General features: G+C 41.1%; 23 protein-coding genes. 17 read left to right on the forward strand and 6 right to left on the reverse strand.

Going from position 1 to position 21,886, the window contains the following annotated elements; all coding sequences use genetic code 11:
- Window positions 1–5 precede the first annotated feature (5 nt).
- The 7 genes from P2W71_RS03300 (at window position 6) to P2W71_RS03330 (ending at window position 6,892) form a co-directional block, all read left to right on the forward strand.
- Complete coding sequence (locus tag P2W71_RS03300) at window positions 6–1,787, forward strand: 4Fe-4S dicluster domain-containing protein (protein ID WP_276366979.1); 1,782 nt, start codon at window positions 6–8, stop codon at window positions 1,785–1,787.
- Between the two features lie 54 nt (window positions 1,788–1,841).
- Window positions 1,842–2,537 carry a glycosyltransferase family 2 protein gene (locus tag P2W71_RS03305; RefSeq protein ID WP_276366983.1) on the forward strand — a complete coding sequence of 232 codons (696 nt, stop codon included), beginning with the start codon at window positions 1,842–1,844 and terminating at the stop codon, window positions 2,535–2,537.
- Between the two features lie 28 nt (window positions 2,538–2,565).
- Window positions 2,566–4,023 (forward strand): cellulose synthase family protein, encoded by a 1,458-nt coding sequence (locus P2W71_RS03310; protein ID WP_276366986.1) that lies wholly within the window; start codon window positions 2,566–2,568, stop codon window positions 4,021–4,023.
- Window positions 4,016–5,380 carry a glycosyltransferase 87 family protein gene (locus P2W71_RS03315; RefSeq protein WP_276366991.1) on the forward strand — a complete coding sequence of 455 codons (1,365 nt, stop codon included), beginning with the start codon at window positions 4,016–4,018 and terminating at the stop codon, window positions 5,378–5,380. The genes P2W71_RS03310 and P2W71_RS03315 overlap by 8 nt, the downstream gene beginning before the upstream one ends.
- Window positions 5,380–5,847 (forward strand): rhodanese-like domain-containing protein, encoded by a 468-nt coding sequence (locus P2W71_RS03320; protein WP_276366993.1) that lies wholly within the window; start codon window positions 5,380–5,382, stop codon window positions 5,845–5,847. The genes P2W71_RS03315 and P2W71_RS03320 overlap by 1 nt, the downstream gene beginning before the upstream one ends.
- Window position 5,848: 1 nt before the next feature.
- Window positions 5,849–6,460 carry a TIGR04282 family arsenosugar biosynthesis glycosyltransferase gene (locus P2W71_RS03325; protein WP_276366995.1) on the forward strand — a complete coding sequence of 204 codons (612 nt, stop codon included), beginning with the start codon at window positions 5,849–5,851 and terminating at the stop codon, window positions 6,458–6,460.
- 192 nt (window positions 6,461–6,652) lie between these two features.
- Complete coding sequence (locus P2W71_RS03330) at window positions 6,653–6,892, forward strand: hypothetical protein (protein WP_276366997.1); 240 nt, start codon at window positions 6,653–6,655, stop codon at window positions 6,890–6,892.
- 160 nt (window positions 6,893–7,052) lie between these two features.
- Here P2W71_RS03330 and P2W71_RS03335 read toward each other — a convergent pair whose 3' ends face one another.
- Window positions 7,053–7,730, reverse strand: a complete 678-nt coding sequence (locus P2W71_RS03335) for a Crp/Fnr family transcriptional regulator (RefSeq protein WP_276367000.1) — start codon at window positions 7,728–7,730, stop codon at window positions 7,053–7,055.
- 132 nt (window positions 7,731–7,862) lie between these two features.
- On the opposite strand from P2W71_RS03335, the gene P2W71_RS03340 reads away from it, so the two are divergent.
- Genes P2W71_RS03340 through P2W71_RS03355 form a run of 4 tightly spaced genes read left to right on the forward strand, consistent with a single transcriptional unit; the run spans window position 7,863 to window position 10,429 of the window.
- Window positions 7,863–8,660, forward strand: coding sequence for an MOSC N-terminal beta barrel domain-containing protein (locus tag P2W71_RS03340; RefSeq protein WP_276367002.1), 798 nt, complete (start codon window positions 7,863–7,865; stop codon window positions 8,658–8,660).
- A gap of 48 nt (window positions 8,661–8,708) precedes the next feature.
- Window positions 8,709–9,245 carry a CopD family protein gene (locus P2W71_RS03345; protein ID WP_276367004.1) on the forward strand — a complete coding sequence of 179 codons (537 nt, stop codon included), beginning with the start codon at window positions 8,709–8,711 and terminating at the stop codon, window positions 9,243–9,245.
- Entirely contained in the window at window positions 9,235–9,936 is a 702-nt protein-coding gene (locus tag P2W71_RS03350) for an SCO family protein (protein WP_276367006.1), read from the forward strand. The genes P2W71_RS03345 and P2W71_RS03350 overlap by 11 nt, the downstream gene beginning before the upstream one ends.
- Window positions 9,923–10,429 carry a cytochrome c gene (locus tag P2W71_RS03355; protein ID WP_276367008.1) on the forward strand — a complete coding sequence of 169 codons (507 nt, stop codon included), beginning with the start codon at window positions 9,923–9,925 and terminating at the stop codon, window positions 10,427–10,429. The genes P2W71_RS03350 and P2W71_RS03355 overlap by 14 nt, the downstream gene beginning before the upstream one ends.
- A 100-nt stretch (window positions 10,430–10,529) precedes the next feature.
- Here P2W71_RS03355 and P2W71_RS03360 read toward each other — a convergent pair whose 3' ends face one another.
- Entirely contained in the window at window positions 10,530–10,955 is a 426-nt protein-coding gene (locus P2W71_RS03360; RefSeq protein ID WP_276367011.1) for a DUF2141 domain-containing protein, read from the reverse strand.
- Between the two features lie 217 nt (window positions 10,956–11,172).
- Here P2W71_RS03360 and P2W71_RS03365 point away from each other — a divergent pair, with 217 nt between their 5' ends.
- The 6 genes from P2W71_RS03365 to P2W71_RS03390 all read left to right on the forward strand — a co-directional run bounded on the left by P2W71_RS03365 (window position 11,173) and on the right by P2W71_RS03390 (window position 18,335).
- Window positions 11,173–11,652, forward strand: a complete 480-nt coding sequence (locus P2W71_RS03365; RefSeq protein ID WP_276367013.1) for a (2Fe-2S)-binding protein — start codon at window positions 11,173–11,175, stop codon at window positions 11,650–11,652.
- Between the two features lie 21 nt (window positions 11,653–11,673).
- On the forward strand, window positions 11,674–13,842 hold the full coding sequence (locus P2W71_RS03370) for a molybdopterin cofactor-binding domain-containing protein (protein ID WP_276367016.1): 2,169 nt from the start codon (window positions 11,674–11,676) through the stop codon (window positions 13,840–13,842).
- A 39-nt stretch (window positions 13,843–13,881) separates the two neighbouring features.
- Window positions 13,882–14,289 carry a cytochrome c gene (locus P2W71_RS03375; RefSeq protein WP_276367018.1) on the forward strand — a complete coding sequence of 136 codons (408 nt, stop codon included), beginning with the start codon at window positions 13,882–13,884 and terminating at the stop codon, window positions 14,287–14,289.
- A gap of 12 nt (window positions 14,290–14,301) precedes the next feature.
- Entirely contained in the window at window positions 14,302–15,492 is a 1,191-nt protein-coding gene (locus P2W71_RS03380; RefSeq protein WP_276367020.1) for an XdhC/CoxI family protein, read from the forward strand.
- 129 nt (window positions 15,493–15,621) lie between these two features.
- Window positions 15,622–17,745, forward strand: a complete 2,124-nt coding sequence (locus P2W71_RS03385; protein WP_276367023.1) for a PQQ-binding-like beta-propeller repeat protein — start codon at window positions 15,622–15,624, stop codon at window positions 17,743–17,745.
- A complete protein-coding gene (locus P2W71_RS03390) occupies window positions 17,745–18,335 on the forward strand; it encodes a nucleotidyltransferase family protein (RefSeq protein WP_276367025.1) in 591 nt (196 codons plus the stop codon). Before P2W71_RS03385 ends, P2W71_RS03390 begins: the two co-directional genes overlap by 1 nt.
- A 53-nt stretch (window positions 18,336–18,388) precedes the next feature.
- Here the strand turns inward: P2W71_RS03390 and rpsJ are convergent, their stop codons facing one another.
- The 4 genes from rpsJ to rpsL are packed head-to-tail and all read right to left on the reverse strand — an operon-like array spanning window position 18,389 to window position 21,758.
- The gene (gene rpsJ / locus P2W71_RS03395) at window positions 18,389–18,694 is read right to left on the reverse strand and encodes a 30S ribosomal protein S10 (protein WP_025538266.1); all 306 of its coding nucleotides are present in this window, start codon (window positions 18,692–18,694) and stop codon (window positions 18,389–18,391) included.
- Between the two features lie 47 nt (window positions 18,695–18,741).
- On the reverse strand, window positions 18,742–20,847 hold the full coding sequence (gene fusA / locus P2W71_RS03400; RefSeq protein ID WP_276367030.1) for an elongation factor G: 2,106 nt from the start codon (window positions 20,845–20,847) through the stop codon (window positions 18,742–18,744).
- An 11-nt stretch (window positions 20,848–20,858) separates the two neighbouring features.
- Window positions 20,859–21,326 (reverse strand): 30S ribosomal protein S7, encoded by a 468-nt coding sequence (rpsG, locus tag P2W71_RS03405; RefSeq protein ID WP_276367032.1) that lies wholly within the window; start codon window positions 21,324–21,326, stop codon window positions 20,859–20,861.
- Window positions 21,327–21,338: 12 nt separating this feature from the next.
- The gene (gene rpsL / locus P2W71_RS03410; protein ID WP_276367035.1) at window positions 21,339–21,758 is read right to left on the reverse strand and encodes a 30S ribosomal protein S12; all 420 of its coding nucleotides are present in this window, start codon (window positions 21,756–21,758) and stop codon (window positions 21,339–21,341) included.
- Window positions 21,759–21,886 lie beyond the last annotated feature (128 nt).

A 21,886-nucleotide genomic window follows, 5' to 3' on the forward strand; every position in this document is an offset into this window, starting at 1 on the left:
ACAATATGAAAATACTTAAGATTACAGGCCTGCTACTTTTTGTCGCTGGCTTTTTCGTATTTAACGCATCATTTTTTTGGGCCGATTACAGACTTACAGAGAATGCTGTTAAAAAAAGTATACATGATGAACAAAAGCAAGCGCTTTTCCTCACTGAAGCCTCGGCAATCTTGGATCGACCGGTAAGCTCAAATTTTGAATTTATACATTATGTTTCAGAAATCTTTGAAACCATTAATGAAAAGCAGCTAACGAAATATGCTATCACCGAGGATGAACTTGATCGATTAGCAAAACTCAGCGAAGCTACATTTTCCATTGCGAATGTTGACTCCGTTTTCCGGACATCAAATGAGACTTCATCATTTAAAAACAAAGTGTTTAAAGATTTTGGCGGCTCGCTTGAAAGCAGAACATTTTCCTCACCGGAAGAATTACATACCGAATTGAAAAATGTGTCTGCAAAAGTACGGGATTATGCAATTATCAACCGTGCAGGTTTTGATCGTTACGCCCAAAAGGACATTAAGTATTCTCTCGCAAAAGCTTCCGCAGAAAGTCCCGTAAGAAATAATCCTTTATTATATCTTCTTCTAACGTTTGGCCTATGTATTATTGGGGCCGCCCTTTACATTCTGCCAAAAATAAAAGAGTCCAAAGGCATAAAAAATAATAATATCTTCTTTCATCCGATGAAAAATGTTGGATGGCTCGGAATATTAACAGGCACATGGTTGATCGTCTTTTATGTGATACTTTATTTTTTTCCGGAATACATGACCAATTGGATTATCATGGTAGACCCCATTAGTGAAATGTTAAATGGTCATGAGGCTGGGAGATTTTTCCTTTATGGTTTTATTTATACGTTGTGCATTTTAGTAATGGGGGTCCGGATGATTATTCATTACAGGCATAGCAAGTATCAGATTTTTCGTACCCTTTCAGTCATGTTTTTTCAAACTGCCTTCGCCTTTCTTATTCCCGAATTCCTGATCAGGCTGAACAAACCTTACTTTGATTTTAAAAACATATGGCCGTTGGATTACAGTTTCTTTTTCGATTTCCGATTAGATCAGTTAAGGGAAAGCGGCGCCTTAGGCATTTTTATGTTGGGTTGGGGAATTGCGCTGATCATCATTGCTGTTCCAGTCTTCGTGTATTTTTTTGGCAAGCGCTGGTATTGTTCGTGGGTTTGCGGATGCGGAGGCTTAGCGGAAACGTTGGGTGACCCGTATCGCCAACTTTCAGATAAAAGTTTAAAGGCGTGGAAAATTGAACGATGGATGGTTCACGGTGTGCTTGCTTTTGCTATTGTTATGACGGCGGCAGTGCTTTATACTTATTGGACAAAATCGTCCTGGTTTCTCATCGTCGACAGCTACTCATTAAGAGAAGTTTACGGATCGTTTATTGGTGCTGCATTTGCCGGTGTGATTGGAACCGGTTTTTATCCACTAATGGGTAATCGGGTGTGGTGTCGTTTTGGGTGTCCGTTAGCCGCGTACTTGGGCCTGATTCAACGGTTTAAGTCTCGTTTCAGAATCACTACAAATGGTGGACAATGTATCTCCTGCGGCAATTGTTCTACCTATTGCGAAATGGGAATTGATGTACGCTGGTACGCACAGCGTGGGCAAAATATAGTTCGATCGTCCTGCGTGGGATGCGGTGTCTGCTCGGCAGTGTGCCCGCGAGGTGTATTAAATCTGGAAGTAAAAGATGAAGAAGGTCGATTTGGAAAACCGATTTTGATAGGAAATAACAACGCAAAACTTGATGTTTAAGAAAAACGGAATTGTATTTATGATGTCCGTAAAAATTTTATTTAAAAGCCCTTGTTGAAATCTCCTGCTGTCATTTCTGTTATTATTCCCGCCTTTAATGAAGAAAACGGGATAGGTCAAGTTATCGCTGAAATACCGAAAGAGATTGTTCATGAAATTATCGTCGTCAATAATGCATCAACGGATAATACGGAACACATTGCGCAGAAAGCAGGTGCAACTGTTCTCCGTGAACCGATACCAGGATATGGGCGCGCGTGTCTTCGCGGCATCGATTATCTAATCAAATCAAAAAGTCATCCTGATATTGTAATTTTTTTAGATGCCGATCATTCAGACTACCCCGAAGAAATTCCTCAGCTGATAAACCCAATTCTGGCAAATAATGTTGATTTGGTGATAGGTTCCCGGGCTCTCGGAAACAAAGAAAAGGGCTCGATGACAACGCAACAAATTTTTGGCAATTGGTTAGCCACCCGACTTTTGAAACTATTTTATAAAGTGAGATTTACGGACCTGGGTCCGTTCAGGGCAATTAAATTCAGGTCACTGGTTGCACTTGATATGCAGGATAAAACGTATGGATGGACCGTGGAAATGCAATTAAAAGCTGCAAAGAAAAAAATGAAATGTATGGAAGTGCCTGTGCGATATAGAAAACGAATCGGGTTTTCAAAAATTTCGGGTACGATAAAAGGAACGGTGATGGCGGGTTATAAAATTATCGGGACAATATTTAAGTACTTATAACCAATGAATTATTGAGTCTCTCTGATCAATGGCAATTTTAATCACGATATTATATAGCCTTTCACTCCTTTACATTTTTTTGTTTAGTTTAGGTCAACTGCACCTTACGTGGATTTATATCACAAGAAAGAAAATCAACAGTCAGGTTGTAGCATCCTCCACAGGTTTCAACCCGCAAGTCACAATTCAATTGCCCATCTTTAATGAAAGGTATGTAGTCGAGAGATTACTGGAAGCAATCAGTAAGTTTGAATATCCTAAAGACAAAATGGAGATCCAAATCTTGGATGATTCCACGGACGATACCACTGAAATTATTCTTAAAAAACTTGAGTCTCTTCGTTCTTTGAAACTGGATATTAAACTTATCCATCGTGAAAACAGAGCAGGCTTCAAAGCAGGTGCCCTTGATCATGGATTAAAGCTTGCGAAAGGTGAACTCATCGCGATCTTCGATGCCGATTTTATACCTGGCCCAGATTTTCTACAAAAGACTTTATACACATTTACGAATGCTTCTGTTGGAGCGGTACAAACCCGCTGGGGACATATTAATAAAGATTATTCTTTATTAACGCAACTTCAGGCCTTTGGATTAGATGCCCACTTTTCCATTGAACAAAGTGCACGAAATGCTGTGGGGAGTTTTATCAATTTCAACGGCACCTGCGGTGTCTGGAGAAAGGCGTGTATTATAGACGCCGGAGGATGGTCCAGCGACACCTTAACGGAAGATCTTGACTTGAGTTACCGTGCTCAATTAAAGGGTTGGAAATTAAAATATTTGGAAGAAATCTCCACTCCAGGAGAATTGCCTGTGATCATGCCTGCTATTAAGGCTCAGCAGTACCGTTGGAATAAAGGAGGAGCTGAAACGGCACGAAAAATTTTTGTAAAAGTAATGACGTCAAATTTAAAAGGCATCAACAAGGTCCATGCGTTTTTTCATTTATTCAATAGTTCGGTTTTCTTAAGTGTATTACTTGCAGCCTTGTTAAGTGTACCAATGCTTTTTATTATAAGGAATAATCCAAGCATGACCGGAATATTCCGTCTCGGGAATATATTCCTTGTTGGATTTCTATCAATTTCAATATTTTACTGGGTGGCAACAAAACGGTTTAATGTAAATGCAGGTAAGACCTTTATCAATTTGTTTCCTGGCTTCTTGATTGTATCCATGGGGTTATCGCTTCATAATGGTATAGCGGTATTGGAAGGATTACTTGGAATTAAAACGCCATTCGTGAGGACTCCAAAATTTAATATCACAAAAAAAGGTGAGCCGTGGAGAAACAATGTGTACGTTCATCCTACCTTTGATATAATCACGTTACTCGAAGGCATATTATGTTTGTATTTCATTGCAGGCATTTGCATCGGCGCTTATTTTAATACAAGCATACTATTCTTCTTTCACATTATGCTTGCGACCGGTTTTGGATACGTATTTTATTATTCTGTTAAGCCATTAGCAAATGCTTAACGGCAAGGCTACACAATACTTGCTTGGCCTGGGAATTTTTTCACTGTATTTTTTTCTTGGCTATAGCATCCAACGGCACGAGACTGCTTTACTTCTAGGTCTTTACGGCATAGTCTTTCTGGTTTATGCATGGATTATTTTTAAAGCACCAAACGATCAATTAACCTATTGGACGTATGCGGCAATTGCATGCCGGTTAATACTTCTTTTTTCCGTCCCAAATTTATCCGAAGATTTCTATCGCTTCATTTGGGACGGTAGATTAATTGCTTCCGGATATCATCCCTTCGCGCATATACCTAGCTTTTACATCGAAAATAAAATATCCATAGCTGGGATTGATGAATCGCTGTATCAAAATCTAAATTCTAAAAACTACTTTACTGTTTATCCTCCCGTTGCGCAGTTCTTGTTTTGGCTATCGGCAAAAATCTCCCATCATGTTTACGGTAGTCTTCTATTCCTTAAAACATTAAATGTTTTTGCGGAAATCGTTTCAATATTTCTGTTACGAAGATTAATAAGTCATTTCAAAATTCCACAACGCAATTTGTTGGTCTATGCGCTTAACCCGCTAGTAATCTTAGAACTTAGCGGTAATGCGCATTTTGAAGCAATTATGATTGTTTTCCTGCTGGCCAGTATATACTTCATAGCGAGAGAGCGACTACCACTCGCTGCGATCACATTAGCGATTGCCATTTGCACCAAGCTGATTCCGCTGATTTTCCTGCCAGCAATTCTTACCCTCTTGGGGTGGAAGAAAGCAGTCCAATTGTATGCGATCACTGGTCTTACCTGTATCGTTTTATTTATCCCCTTGTTGGATGTAGCAATTATTGAAGGATTTCAGCATAGTCTTGGATACTACTTCTCCCGATTTGAATTTAACGCCAGTATATACTATCTCGTCAGGTGGTTGGGATTTCTTTTTTTCGGATATAACATCGTTCACATTGCCGGTGGAGTTTTAGGTGTCATAGCTACGTTCCTTATTATAAAAATTTCTATAAGGACTGATAAGAGTAGGTCTCAGCAAACAGTTGATTTAAAATCAGACACGGTTTTTAAAATTTCTACCTTCATTGAGTCCCTATTGTGGGCATTAATGGTATACTTTCTTTTTACAACCACACTTCATCCATGGTACGTTACGACACTTTTGGCGATATCGGTTTTGACCCGTTATAAATTTGTTGTTTTATGGAGTTTTACAATTTTTTTAAGTTATGCTGGTTATTCCAGGGACGGTTTTAATGAAAACTTATGGATTGTGGCTTTCGAATACATTACTGTTCTTGGGTATCTTGGCTATGAATTATTATGGAAAAAAAGATTCTCTTTATCTATTGCTTAATGGGCATAGCCTGGCCGGCATTCAGCCAAACAGCCTTTGATGAGAAACTCAAACATCTTTACAGGTATTCTGTACCAGTGATTAAAGTAGAGGATCTACAACGTAAATTGATAGAATGTGAAAAGATAATACTACTTGATATACGTACGGCTGACGAATTTAATGTGAGCCATATACCAAGCGCTCTCTTTGTCGAGTACAATAGTTTCTCAGCGAAAGGTTTAGATACGCTAGACCACGAGGCACAAATTGTAATTTACTGTTCTGTTGGTTATCGAAGCGAGCGTATAGGGGAAAAGTTAATAGAAGCTGGTTTTGCGAACGTCCGAAATCTTTACGGTGGAATATTTGAATGGGTTAATAAAGGATATCCGATCCTGAATGCTGCCGGAGCACCCACACTACGCGTACATACGTATAATAGAAACTGGTCGCAATGGTTATTGAAAGGTGTAAAAGTCTATTAAAATGCGCATTAGGAAATCAAAAGATGAGTCGCTTCTAATCATTTTTTACAAAAATCCGGAACTTGGAAAAGTCAAGACACGCCTTGCAGCAACGATTGGTGATGCTAAAGCTTATGCTATTTATCTCCTACTCTCTGAACACACAAGAAGTATAACGGAAAAGTTGCCCATGTCCAAGGCACTTTATTATTCTGATTTCATTGACCACAACGATTCCTGGCATAATGAAAAATATCAGAAGCATTTACAGATGGGAGGTGACTTAGGCGAAAAAATGATGAACGCGTTTCGTGATGGCTTTAAAAATGGTTATCAATCGATTTGTATCATCGGGACAGATTGCCTTGAATTAACTCCTCAAGTTGTCAAGGAGGGTTTCAGGAAACTTCATACACACGATATTGTAGTAGGTCCGGCTCACGATGGAGGATATTATTTATTGGGGATGAATTATTTACATCCTGCACTGTTTCAAAACAAAAGCTGGAGCACCAACCGTGTTTTAGCCGAAACGCTTCACGATATCAAACTGCTAGGTTTAACTTACCGGCAGCTCGATACGCTGAATGATATTGATGAAGAAAAAGACCTTCCTCCCCACTTTAGAACCTAGGACGCTTCAGGCTTGCCATAATTATCATAGTCGATTTATATCCCATTCTAAGTTTCACTCTAGAAACAATACACACCAGTCCCATCATGGGAAACCCTGATAGGGTAATGCCCCTTTCTCGCCCGTTTCTCAGGGCTAACCCTGCTGGCACGATAATGCATAATGATTCAGTACAACTTTAAAATTTTAGGTATGAGAACGCAACAAAACATAGATACAATGAGAGCCAGGCTCATCAATTGTGTGGGTTCGTCAGAACCATTTTTCATCAAAAAGAAAAACGAGGAAGTTGTCGTTACCTACATTAGGGGTTTTGCTGATCCGGACCGAAACATTGTTTTGATCTCCGAAAAATCAACGAGCCGGGGAATGAATATAATAGAAATCAAAAACATTGAAGAAATAAAACCATGGATACAAACAGCCGCATAACTCAGTTAGAGAAGAGTTTATTTATCTTCTTATTGTTCACAATTACCGTATATAAATCTAAGGGCAATTTAATAGAGCGATTATCATACGGGGAAAAAGTAATATCTTCTCTCACCCCCCAACTGATTCCGGCCGTCAGATAGGGTAACCGTTGGTTATGCTATCTCAAACTGTCGAGATCTCTGATAAGAATCTGCTTTCTGTTAAAATTGATTAGATTTTGTTCTTTCAATTGATTAAGAATTGTGGTAACTGTTTGGCGAGACGTGCCAGTCAATGAAGCAATATCCTTGTGCGTTAAATTTGCCTGAATCAACGTTTCCAAACCTACCTTCTTTCCCCTCCACGCTGCTGCATCTTTTAAATATTCGATGATGCGCGTGCGGGCATCTTTAAAAACCAGAAGTTCCAGCTTGCGTTCAAGCTTCATGATACGCAAGCCAATTAACTTAAGTATTTTAAAACTCAGCTCTTTGTCCTCATACATTAACGTTTTTAATTCCTCTATTGTCAATGGACAAATAGTAGTCTCTTCCATTGCCTGAGCAAAATCTTTCCGTTTCTCCTCTCCAGCCATTGCTAGTTCGCCAAATATCTCTCCTGTTGTTAAAACTGCTGAAAGTACTTCTTCACCGCTTTCAAGGTAGTGTCCTATCTTGACCTTTCCCCCAACGATCATGTAAATATGAGTAGCCGAATCGTCCGGCATGTAAATAAATTGTTGACGCTTGTATTTAATAAATTCATGATTCTCCGCCATCTTCTTCACCTTGTGCGGGCAGAGAATTTTATAAAGGTTAACGCTTTCAAAATACCATAAGGCAGACGTATTTGACATTTGGAGTGCTATTAATACATGAATCTATCAATATTTGTTAACCTCGAGAATCGAGGAACTGTTTATTTTCCCTGTTCCGATAACCATTAACGATAACTTTTTAAGTTAGCATAAAATTTAAAGAAAAATTACATGCCGGAATTAAAGCTCTCACAAATTTGGATCTATCCCATAAAGTCCTTAGGCGGAATTTCTTTACCTACAGTAAATGTAATGGCAAAGGGGCTTCAGTATGATCGGCGCTGGATGCTCGTGGATGAATCAGGCACGGCGATGACTCAACGTACTTACCCGAAAATGTCACTCTTTAAATTATCCATTGAAAATAATCAAATACTTATTTCATACGGGAAACAACAGCTTTCCTTCAATCTTGAAGCAGGCGCTATTTCGAAACCATTACAAGTCAATATTTGGAATGATTCAGTGTCTGTTTTCGAAGTGAACCCTGTTTACAGCAAATGGTTTTCGGATTTGTTAGGGGTAAATTGTAAACTCGTGTACTTTCCCGAGGAGAATTCGCGCCCCGTGGATCCACGTTATAAAGTGAACGATGAGCACGTTAGCTTGGCAGATGCCTACCCATTTTTAATTATTGGCCAGGGCACATTGGATGACTTGAATTTGAAATTGAAAGAGCCTGTCCCGATAAATAGATTCCGACCTAATTTTGTATTTACAGGTGGACATGCGTTTGAGGAAGATTCGTGGCGTAACTTCAGCATCGGCAATGTCCGCTTTGTTGGTGTAAAACTTTGTGATCGTTGTATACTCACAACTGTAAATCAGGATACCGCTGAAAAAGGGCAAGAACCACTGAAAACTCTGGCTACATACAGAAAACGGGATAACAAAATTTATTTTGGCCAAAATCTGGTAACCTTGGAAAACGGGAACGTGACTGTAGGTGATAAAATTACAGTTCAATAAACAGAACTAAATCTTGCCTACCATTCCCTTAGTATAGACTTTTACAGCATGACCTCTCTCTATCTCAAAGCCATACACATTATCTTTATTGTAACATGGTTTGCAGGATTATTCTATATGCCGCGCCTGTTCGTTCACATGATTGAGTCAAATGAGAAACCCGAACCTGAACGATCAATTCTCTTCAAACAATTAATGAAAATGGCGTCCGGATTATGGTTTGGCATTACATGGCCCTCCGCGATTATAACCCTCGGGATGGGAGCATCTTTGCTGATTACCGAACCAACGTGGCTGCAATATGGATTCATGCATATCAAACTCACGCTTGTATTTTTTTTGTATTTATACCACTTCTCTCTCCATATTTTGTTTAAGCAGTTTAAACGAAATGTTGTGAAATTTTCCTCTACACAGATGCGTCTATGGAACGAAGTCGCCACAATTTTTCTTATTAGTATTGTTTTCCTGATTGTATTAAAAAATGCGCTCAGCATTTTATGGGGGCTTTCAGGACTAATTGTAATTACTATATTAATTACCCTCGGAATCAGAGTCTATAAAAAATATCGGAATGAAAAATAAACTTAAAGGATACATGCCTGGTAAAGCAACATTAATCCAACGCAATAGGTCATCGAAAAAGCCTAACAGGGTTATCGTATGTTGTTTGTTAACTACTTTGAGTTTGCTTTTTTCTGCCTGTACTATTGAAAAAGAAAAACCCCTACCAATTTTTGGTGAACGAGACATTGTTGGAACCGATACCATTTACCACACCATCGCAGATTTTAAATTTATCGATCAGGATAGTGCCGAAGTCACCAACAATACTTTTAAAGACAAGATTTATGTCGCGGATTTTTTTTTCACCTCCTGCCGCACAATCTGTCCGAAGATGAAAACTCAAATGCTCCGCGTTTATGATTCTGTAGAAAACGACTCAGATGTTCTACTGCTTTCGCATACCATTGATCCCGACTACGACACGGTTGGTCTATTGCACGATTTTGCCGAAAAGCTGGGTGTTAAAAGCGACAAATGGCATTTCGTTACCGGAAATAAAGAAGAGATATATAAGATCGCGCAAACAAGTTATTTTGCCACTGCCATGGAAGATAAAGCAGAACCCGATGGATTTATTCACAGCGGGGCCTTTCTACTGATTGATAAACAAAAAAGGATTCGTGGAAAGTACGACGGAACAATAGAGGCAGATGTTAACAGATTGCTGGAAGATATTAAGAAGTTGAAGAAGGAAGATGAAAAGATCTGAAGCTTTTCGACAGCCATGCACTTATGAAGGAAGTTGTATTAGAAATTCCAAGCGAATTACTTACGGTAGTTTGTTCATTGTCTGCGTATTGTGTTTGGGGTGCACTTCAAACTCCTCCAATGAAAATACCCCTAAATTTGAGCAATACTTTATCCAGGGCAAGCAACTTTATTTGTCCCACTGCAGCAACTGTCATCAAGAAAATGGCAAAGGCCTAGGCTTGCTATATCCACCGCTAGATACATCCGACTATATGCAAAGCCAAATGGAAAATGTGTTGTGTCTGATCCGGAACGGTAAAAAGGGAGAACTTATTGTGAATGGTAAAAAATTCAATCAACCGATGCCTGGCATCTCAACATTATCAGATTTAGAGGTTGCAGAAATCGCGACCTACATCTACAACTCGTGGAGCCATCAACACGGACTTATCGATGTGAAGTTTGCGTCAGAGATTCTGTCTCGATGCGACAGTATAGAAAATTCTCAGTAAAATATCTTTATCAATAATCTCGTCATGACCGACTGAACCTTGATGTTTTCTGACGCGCTAGTTGACGCCAACACAACAACAATCAACCGGGCCAGACATTCTACATATATTTCATTTTGATATCGATGTCAAGATCTTTCTGATCCGGCACTAAATCTATTACCGCGCGTTCAAAAGTTGGCGGTCCCATCGCCCCTAGTACATTGTTAGAAAAACCAAATCCCTCCTTAGGTATGCCCAATTTATTTTTGTCGAGGTCTTTGTTTTTATTTGCGTCATGCAATACACTTACGGCATACTTACCAGGCTTTAGATTTTCAAAAACCACTGTTATTGAATTACCAGAAGCTTCAGCCATTCGTCCATCGAGCGGTTTTTTTAGAAAGCTATCCTGGCTGTCAAAAATTCCAACCATGATGTTCCCTTTTTGCCCTTTAATATTGGTGACTGTTACCTGAAGTTTGTTTTGCGACATGGCACAAATGGAAGTAAGTAACATTGCTCCCAACACGTATATTTTTTTCATATATCTGAATAACTTTTACTATATCCTCAAATTATAACTTTAAATCGTCGTTGTATGTTTACTGGAGCAAAAAATTATGCCCCGTCAAAACGTTCTTTTGTCATTTATAAGACACCGTTTATATGGTTTTTGGTTCCACTCGCCAATCCTGGCGTAAAGTTGACAAACCTGTAAATACTAATTTCGTACCTTTCTTTTATCATCAACCTCATTAATTATGGCTTCTGTAAAGTTAAAAATCAACGACAAAAATTATACCGTCGAGGTAGACCCCAAGATGCCTTTGCTTTGGGCTATAAGAGATGTTGTCGGTCTTACCGGTACAAAATATGGTTGTGGAATTGCCCAGTGCGGGGCATGCACTGTACATCTTGATGGAACCCCGGTTCGGTCCTGCTCAATTCCCGTTACCGCGGCTAACAATAAAAATATCACCACCATTGAAGGTCTGTCTACAGATAACTCGCACCCTGTGCAACAAGCGTGGATCCAGGAACAAGTTCCCCAATGCGGATACTGTCAATCGGGTCAAATTATGGCAGCTACTGCTCTTCTAAAGAAGAACCCAAATCCGACTGATAAAGACATTGATACCGCTATGCAAGGTCATATTTGTCGATGCGGAACGTATCCCCGGATACGCAAGGCGATTAAAACAGCTTCTCAACTCATGGGTCAGAAGGCAAGCGCTAAGTAATCCACTCAAATTTTAATTCGCATGGAAACAACAATAAGCAAATTATCCAGAAGAAATTTTATCAAACTTTCAGGCATGACCGGTGCAGCGCTAACCCTTGGGCTGTACACAGAAGTAAAAGGTGAAGAAGCAAAAATAATAAAACCAGATGTTGCAAAAAGCTTAGGCACGGAGTTGAATGCGTGGATATCCATTGATACATCGGGAAAAGTTACCATTATGAATCACCGGGCTGAAATGGGTCAGGGTGCATATCAATCTGTTCCGCAAATGATAGCAGAAGAATTGGAAGTGGATCTTAATAAGGTGGATATTGTGTTCGGGGTTGGAAATGAAAAGAAGTATGGAAGCCAAATTACCGGTGGTAGCTCAACAGTTCGCTCAGCTTACAAACATCTTTGTCGCATGGGTGCTACTGCCAGGGAAATGCTGATAGAAGCAGCCGCCAAAAAATGGAATGTCGATAACAACACTTGCTACGCCGAAAACGGAAACGTCATTCATAAACCATCCGGTAGAAAATTCCATTATGGTGAGCTTGTGGAAGAAGCCTCTAAAATAGAGCCACGTCAAACCGTTGCGTTGAAGAAAGTCGAGGATTATAAAATTCTTCGTAAACCAGTTCCGCGTCAAGACACGCCTTTAAAAACCAACGGCTCAGCAATTTTCGGCATTGATAAGAAACTTCCTGGCATGCTCTATGCAGTAATCGAACGTAATCCCAGGTTTATTGGAAAGGTTAAAAGTTTTGATGATACAGCAGCCAAAAAAATCCCGGGCGTTAAACATGTTTTTACAGTTAAGGTAGATGTGTTCTCGTCAGTACGCGAAGGCGTAGCTGTGGTTGCAGATACCTTTTGGAACGCTTTGCAGGGAAGAAAAGCCTTGAAAGTTGAGTGGGATGATACCGGATTTGCACATCACAGCACGGAAGAGCTATACGCAAAAATGAATGAAGAGCTGAGAACAAAAGAGGGGATTTCCTATCGCACCAAAGGGAATGTTTCATCTGCGTTGAGCAAAGCTACAAAGAAAGTTGAGGCCGTTTATGAAACACCATATCAGTCTCATAGCTGCATGGAACCACTTAATTGCGTGGCGCACGTTAAAGAAGACGCTGCCGAAATTTGGGGACCAATTCAGGCCCCAGGGTGGATTCAGGACGACCTTGCGAAAGTACTCGGTTTGCCTAAAGAAAAAATTACAGTCAATATGACTTTTCTAGGCGGTGGTTTTGGGCGGAAAGCATTCTTTGACTACACCCAGGAGGCGGCCTTAATTTCACGAGAAATTAAAGCACCTGTCCAGGTTATGTGGACCCGCGAAGATGACACGATACAAGGGCCATTCAGACCAGGAATGGTGTATCAATGTGCAGCAGGACTTAGTGAAGGAGGAAGGATAAATAGTTATAAATTCAAGATGGCCGGGCAGAACATGGATCATCAATGGCCTGGAGCTTCAAAAGATTCTTATAATGGGAGTACCACTGAAGGATTTTTAGAAGCTTATTTTAACAGTATTCCGCATTTTAGCTTTGCCGATCTACCCCTTGACTCCCCTGTTCCGGTAATGTGGTGGCGATCCGTATACTCCTCTACCAATGGTTTCGCCTACGAAAGTTTTATGGATGAACTCGCCCTGGAGGCTGGAAAAGACCCACTAGAGTTCCGGAGGGAACACGTGGGAGAAGAGCGATATCAATTACTTATTGGTAAATTGGAAGAAGTAAGCGGGTGGAAATCACGAAAGAAAAATGAAGGTTTTGGTGTAGCGATCACCGAATGTTTTTCAAGCATTGTTGGTGAAGTTGTTAAAGTTTCCAAAGATGCCAATGGAAAAGTGAAAATCGACAAAGTTTGGGCTGTGATGGATTGTGGATGGTATGTGAATCCCGATATCATCAAGGCGCAAGTTGAAGGCAGTATTATCATGGCATTAGGTGCGGCTACTAAACATGCCACTCATTTCAAGGACGGAAAAGCTGTAGAGCGAAACTTTGATAGTTATAAAATGGTGCGTATTTCAGAAACGCCGGAAATTGAAGTGCACATTATGGATAATGATGAAAAGGCCGGTGGTGTCGGTGAACCAGGGTTACCCCCTTTTACACCTGCTTTAACAAACGCAATTTTTGATTTAACCGGTAAACGGATCAGGACATTACCATTTAATCTGGAAGAAGTTTAAATTTAACCTGAAAACATAACGCTAAACTAAACGCAAATCATGCGCGGACTTACTATTGTAACAATATTTTTAATCGCTACAATTTCTTTAATGTCATTTCAGAAAAAACAAAAGTTTGATTTGAAGGCCAGCATAGAACGAGGGAAAGAAGTTTACAACGCACAATGTATCACCTGCCACATGGAAAAAGGCGAAGGTATTGAAGGAGCATTTCCACCACTGGCAAAATCTGATTATTTAATGGCGGATAAAAACCGATCAATAAAACAAATTTTGGAGGGCGCCTCCGGGGAAATGACGGTTAACGGGATAGTATACAATGGTGAAATGCCTGCCATAGATTTAACTGACGAACAAGTAAGTGACGTATTAAACTATGTTAGAAACTCTTGGGGGAACAAAGGAGGCGCGGTCACGCCCAACGAGGTAAAGGCACAAAGAAAATAATAAACTTTATTCATGAAGGATTTTAAAACTATCATCACTGAATACAGGAAAATTGACATTACCCATCGGAAAGCAGCGTTGGCTACCGTAGTTAAAGTCCGTGGTTCTTCTTATAGAAGCCCCGGCGCTCGCATGCTTATAACAGACGACGGTAAGTGGGTGGGGTCAATAAGCGGCGGGTGTCTTGAAGGTGATGCCCTGCGCAAGGCACGCCAGGTCATGATGGACAAAAATCCAATGACAGTGACTTATGACACGAGCGAGGAAAGCAATCAAAATTTAGGTATTGGCTTGGGCTGTAATGGTGTCATTGACGTTCTGATCGAACCCATCGATATTTCGATCGCAAATAACGCTATGTCGCTTTTTGAAAAATTTGTTGATACGAGAGAACCTTTAGCTTTAGCCACTATATTCAACGCAGCATCGCGCGTTGGCGAAAAAATGGTAGTATACTCATCGGGTGAAATTCAAAACTATTTTTCTGATAATTCTTTAAGCGGCATGGTAGAAGAAGAGCTCAAACAGCTTTTCTCAAACAAAAAATCTTATGCTAAGTCCTTCCCTTACGGTACGGGTGAAGCCGAGGTATTTATGGAATTGGTTCAGCCAACGGTGTCCCTAATCATTTTCGGGGGTGGATTCGATGCCAGGCCGGTAAGTCAATTAGCTAAAAACCTTGGATGGAATGTGCGGGTTACTGATGAATGCGTCGCGCACATTGCGCCACTTTTTTTTCCCACGGCTGACAAACTTTCGCTTTGCCACCGCGATTTCATCGATCGTGATTTTGATATTACTCCCTTTACTGCTTGTGTATTAATGTCGCATAACTATGAGTATGATCGGGACGTACTGAAAAAATTAATAAAAACAAATACGCCTTATATTGGAATTCTTGGCCCCAGAAAACGCTTCGACAAAATGCAGCAAGAGTTTGCATTACAAGGAATCGCTATCGGTGGCGATGATGTTCACAGAATTCATTCACCAATAGGTCTGGATATCGGAGCTGAAACACCCGACGAGATTGCAATTTCCATCATCTCTGAAATACAGGGAAAATTTGCCAATCGCTCAGGCGGTTTTCTCAAATACAGAAAAGCACCAATTCATCAAAGGGACAGCAAGAGTGATCAGGTTTTTAAACAGGTTTATTTGGGAAGGGATGATGAACAACGATTGGCATCTTCCGGCATCTGAGAGATTGAACAGCTTGTTTAACAATCAAGCGCAGCTTTACCCATAGAGGGAGGAATAATTAGCTTCCTAAATTTATCCATTTGTATTCTTGAATAGAAATTCAGAGTTTCATTGTCTAATCGATTTGTAATGAGACTCCCCTTCCTTTACCTCGCAACTTTAATGTTGCTTGTTACTTCCTGCAAATTCAAATCCACCGAATCAAAGTTATCACATTCGGCTACGTGGAGGATAAAAGGTGGCAACGCTGAAGGAACTCAGTATTCTTCGCTTAATCAAATCACCAAAGAGAATGTAAGCTTACTCAAGCTGGCATGGGAATATAAATCCGGTGACGCTGACACGGCCCAAAACCGTTCGCAGATTCAATGTAATCCCATTATTGTCGACGGCGTGTTGTATGCAACTTCACCCACACTTAAAGCATTTGCCTTGGAGGCCGCAACGGGCAAACAACTTTGGAAGTTTGAAGGAAGTGATGAGGGTGCCGGAGGCCTGGGCGTAAACCGTGGAGTGACTTATTGGGAGGAGGGGGACGATAAAAGAATTTTATATTCACTGGGTCAGCATTTATATGCATTGGACGCGCGTACAGGAAAAAGAATAACAAGTTTTGGAACCGATGGGCGAGTTAGCTTGAAAGAGGGCCTTGGGGAACGCGCAGCCGATTTAATGGTTGTCTCCAACACCCCCGGTGTCATATACAAGAACCTTATCATCATGGGCTCAAGAGTAAATGAAGGTCCAATTGCAGCGCCAGGCTACCTTCGGGCATATGACGTAAAAACCGGAAAACTTGCGTGGGTATTTCACACGATACCCCATCCCGGGGAACCTGGATATGAAACATGGCCCGAAGATGCCTGGAAAAGAATAGGGGGCGCCAATGCATGGAGCGGCATGTCTGTAGATCACCAGCGCGGCTTAGTCTTTGCCGGCACCGGTTCGGCTTCGTTTGATTTTTGGGGAGGAAATAGAAAAGGTCAGAACTTGTATGCGAATTGCATACTTGCATTGAATGCGGAGACAGGAGAGCGTAAATGGCACTTTCAAACCATACATCACGATCTATGGGATCGTGACCTTCCAGCATCGCCTGTTTTGGGAACCATAACTCATGAAGGAAAACAAACAGATGTTGTCATTCAAACGACAAAGTCCGGACATGTCTATGTTCTTAATCGTGAAACAGGCGCGACGTTGTTTCCGGTGGAAGAAGTACCGGTACCCAAGTCGGATTTGGAAGGGGAAGAATCTTGGCCAACGCAGCCGATACCCCTTAAGCCACCGCCTTTTGCACGCCAGGTTTTTACGAAAGAAATGATTAACAAGTTGACCCCTGAAATTGAGTCTTTTGTTACAGAAAAATTTAAAGGGTTGAAAACCGGGGAACAATTCATCCCACCAAGCAAAGAGGGGACTATCATCTTTCCTGGATTTGACGGAGGCGCAGAATGGGGTGGAGCATCATTCGACCCAACTGGAACACTATACGTAAATTCAAATGAAATGCCTTGGATATTAACGATGGTAGATGTTAGAATGAAGGAAGATGCCTGGGTAGGAATTTCACTATATCGTTCCAATTGTGCCACCTGCCATGGAATAGACCGAGGAGGCGATGGGCACGTATACCCCCCGTTAAGGAATTTACAAAGTAAATTCAATAAAGAAAGTGTTAAAAAGTTCATGTTAACAGGCAAGGGGGCAATGCCCGCGTTCTCGCATTTAAGTGATAAAGACCGGGATGCCATTGCCCGGTATATCCTGGATTTGCAGGAACGTACTCCAGAAGAAAAGAAAGGCGTCTTTGAACGACATCCCGATGTCATTTATTCCAACACCGGTTATATCAGGTTTCTCACACCAGAAGGCTATCCCGCTGTAGAACCTCCCTGGGGAACTATGAATGCCATTGACCTTAATAAAGGTGAAATCAAATGGCAGGTTCCCTTAGGCGAGTATAAAGAATTAAAAGAAAAAGGGATCCCAACCACAGGCACTGAAAATTATGGAGGACCTGTAGCAACCGGCGGGGGATTGGTCTTTATCGCCGCCAGTCGCGACGAGAAATTCCGAGCCTTCGATAAAGACACGGGCAAAATTCTTTGGGAATATGAACTTCCCGTTGCAGGCTATGCAACCCCCTCGGTATACGAAGTGGATGGGAAACAGTTTGTGGTAATTGCGTGTGGCGGAGGAAAGTCCGGGACAAAATCTGGCGATAGTTATCTTGCGTTTTCTTTACCTTAATGGAAATCGGCATAATCATATTAGCGGCAGGTTCATCTAGCAGAATGGGCCGCTCTAAACAACTTCTAGAGATAGAAGGAGAACCACTACTATGCCGTTGTACCAAAACAGCTTTGGCAGTTAGTCCTGGCAATGTGGTGGTGATCCTGGGTGCCAATGAAAAACCTCACCGAGACGTTATCGAAAAATTACCAGTTCAGATTCTTTCCAATTATTATTGGAAGACAGGAATGGGAAGCTCAATAAAGACGGGCCTCAATTTTCTCCTTCAATCAGGTGCTGAACTGGATGCTGTTATTATTATGGTATGCGATCAACCTGCACTAACAGCCGACCATCTTCTAAAATTGATACAAAAATTCAATCAGAATAAAGGATGCATTGTTGCTTCATCATATGGTAACTCCAACGGTGTGCCGGCATTGTTCGGCCGATCATTTTTTTCGAACCTTTTATTGTTAAGCGATGATCAGGGTGCAAAAAAATTAATACAGCAATTTCCTCGTCAGCTTGAAATTGTTGAATTTCCTAACGGGTTGTTCGATCTGGACACTGAAGAAGATTACCAACAGTATTTGGGCAATAAATAAGAAAGCCATCCGGTTAAGAATGGCTTTCATTAGTTCTATAATGGTGTGATCTTCTACACCTTGATTTCTACATCAACTCCACTAGGAAGTTCAAGCTTCATTAATGCATCCACAGTTTTCGCGCTGTTAGAATAAATATCTACCAGACGTTTATAGGTGCACAGCTGAAATTGCTCGCGTGCTTTCTTGTTAACGTGTGGTGAACGAAGAACAGTGAATTTTTCTTTTTCGGTTGGTAATGGAATTGGTCCACTCACTACTGCGCCTGTTGCTTTCACAGCTCTAACGATTTTCTCAGAAGACTTATCAACTAAGTTGTGATCGTAGGATTTTAGTTTTATTCTAATTTTTTGGTTCATACTATGTGTTTAAGGAAATCGCCCAAATCCTTCTGTTTTTTTAATTTTTATTTTGATACTGCTGCACCTTTTACATCTTCAATTACCTTCTCGGCTAGATTCTTAGGAACGGGAGCGTAATGAGAAAACGTCAACGATGCTGATGCACGACCAGACGTAATAGTTCTCAAGTCAGTCACGTAACCAAAAAGTTCAGCAAGGGGAACATCTGCTTTGATTACCTGAGCACCAGAACGTGTGTCCATTCCTTTCATAACACCTCTTCTTCTGTTTAAGTCACCTGTAACTGAACCGGTGAATTCATCAGGAGAAAGAACTTCAACACTCATGATAGGTTCAAGCAGTTGTGGAGAACATTTACGAGCAGCCTCTTTAAATCCAATGCGGGCAGCCAATTCGAATGACAATGAATCAGAGTCAACGTCATGGTATGAACCGTGGAATAATCTAACTCTCATCGAATCTACCTGGTACCCGGCTAAAGGACCATTCACCATAGATTGCTCAAATCCTTTTTGGATTGCAGGAATAAATTCACGAGGTATTACCCCACCCACGATATCATTAACAAATTCCAAGCCTTCCTTGCCATCTTCGCGTGGCCCAAGCTCGAAAAGGATATCTGCGAATTTACCACGACCACCGGTCTGCTTCTTGTAAACTTCTTTATGTTCGACAGATTTTGTAAGAGCTTCTTTATATGCCACCTGCGGAGCGCCTTGGTTAATTTCAACCTTGAACTCACGTTTCAAGCGGTCGATAATAATCTCCAAGTGAAGCTCACCCATTCCTCTAAGAATGGTTTGTCCTGTTTCACGATCTGTATTTACACGAAGTGTAGGATCCTCTTCAACCAGCTTAGAGATAGCCATACCTAGCTTATCCACATCTGCTTGTTTCTTAGGCTCAATTGCATATCCAATAACAGGTTCAGGGAACACCATCGATTCAAGAACGACTTTGTGTTTCTCATCGCAAAGCGTATCACCCGTTTTAATGTCTTTGAATCCAACTACAGCGCCGATATCGCCGGCTGACAATCTTTCAATTTGGTTTTGTTTGTTGGCGTGCATCTGAAATACACGGGAAATCCGTTCCTTCTGTTCGGAACGTGTGTTGTACACATATGACCCAGATTCCAATACGCCAGAATATGCACGAATGAAGCAGAGACGTCCTACAAAAGGGTCGGTTGCAATTTTAAAAGCTAAAGCAACGAATGGAGCCTTTTCGTCAGGCATGATAGTTACTTCGGCATTTGTATCCGGATTTGTTCCGATGATGGTATCCTTATCCATAGGTGATGGTAAAAGCTCCATCACATAATCTAGCATGGTCTGAACACCTTTGTTCTTGAAAGACGAGCCACAAACCATAGGCACGATGGCCATGCTGATTGTAGCCGCACGCAATGCTTTCAATATCTCAACTTCGGAAATTGAGTTAGGATCCTCAAAATATTTCTCTAAAAGAGATTCATCAAATTCAGCGACTGATTCGAGAAGTTTTTCTCTGTATTCTTTAGCCTCCTCGACCATGTCCTCAGGAACTGGAATTACTTCGTAAGTCATTCCCTTGTCACTTTCATTCCAGATGATACCCCTGTTGTTTATTAAGTCAACAACCCCGCGGAAGTTTTCTTCCGATCCAATTGGTAACTGAAGGGCTACAGCTTTGCTACCTAATTTTTCTTTTACTTGTTTACAGACCCCTAAAAAGTCTGATCCAGCACGGTCCATTTTATTGACAAAACCGATGCGGGCTACTTTGTAATTATCAGCTAAGCGCCAGTTTGTTTCAGATTGTGGTTCTACACCATCAACAGCACTAAATAAGAACACCAAACCGTCTAAGACCCGAAGCGAGCGATTTACCTCTACGGTAAAGTCAACGTGACCGGGGGTATCAATAATGTTTACGTGATAGTCGTTATTCCGATATTTCCAATACACTGTAGTTGCTGCAGATGTGATGGTTATACCACGCTCTTGCTCTTGCGCCATCCAGTCCATTGTAGCGGCACCATCGTGAACTTCTCCAATTTTGTGGTTTACACCCGCATAATATAGGATCCGCTCGGTGGTAGTGGTTTTTCCAGCATCGATATGTGCTGCAATACCTATATTTCTGGTATATCTTAAGTCTCTAGCCATTTATGGTGCTATTAGAATCTAAAATGTGAAAACGCCTTATTCGCCTCAGCCATACGGTGCGTATCATCCTTCTTTTTGATCGCCGCGCCTTCGCCTTTTGATGCAGCTATAATTTCAGCCGCTAATTTATCCATCATTGTTTTTTCACCTCTAAGCCTGGCATAGTCGATCAACCATTTGATGCTCAAATTGATTTTACGCTCAGGGCGAACTTCCACAGGTACCTGGAATGTTGCACCACCTACCCGCCTACTTTTAACCTCGACCGCAGGGGTGAGATTACTCATAGCACGTTTCCAAACGTCTATTCCATTCTCATTGGTTTTTTTCTCCACAAGTTCTACCGCATCATAGAAGATTGTGTAGGCAACACTCTTTTTGCCTTCTTCCATAAGGTAATTAACAAACTTGGTAACTAACGTGTCCTGAAACTTAGGATCGGGAAGTAGGTATCTTTTTTTAGGTTTTGACTTTCTCATCGCTTCTAAAGATTATTTTTTCTTAGGTGCACCTTTTGCCGGAGCCGCTGCTGCAGCACCTGGTTTCGGTCTTTTAGCACCATATTTAGAACGGCTTTGTTTACGTCCATTCACACCCGCTGTATCAAGCGCACCACGGATAATGTGGTATCTTACTCCAGGAAGGTCTTTTACCCTGCCTCCTCTGATCAATACGATCGAGTGCTCCTGCAGATTATGTCCTTCTCCTGGAATGTATGCGTTCACCTCTTTGCCATTGGTTAAGCGAACACGCGCTACTTTACGCATAGCTGAGTTAGGTTTTTTAGGCGTCGTAGTGTACACACGTGTACAAACGCCCCTGCGTTGCGGGCAGGAATCCAAGGCAGGAGATTTTGACTTGAATGTCAATTTAACCCTTCCTTTTCTTACAAGTTGTTGAATGGTAGGCATTTATGTTTAACTTTATAAACTTTCAAAAATTAGGATTGCAAAGGTATCATAAGTAACAAAGGATGCAAAACCTTTTATTAAGAATTTGCATCCTTCATTGGTAAAACACTTTGATAATAAGAAGTTTT

The sequence above is a fragment of the Chryseolinea sp. H1M3-3 genome, assembly GCF_029360725.1.
In the GTDB taxonomy this organism is placed as follows: domain Bacteria; phylum Bacteroidota; class Bacteroidia; order Cytophagales; family Cyclobacteriaceae; genus Chryseolinea.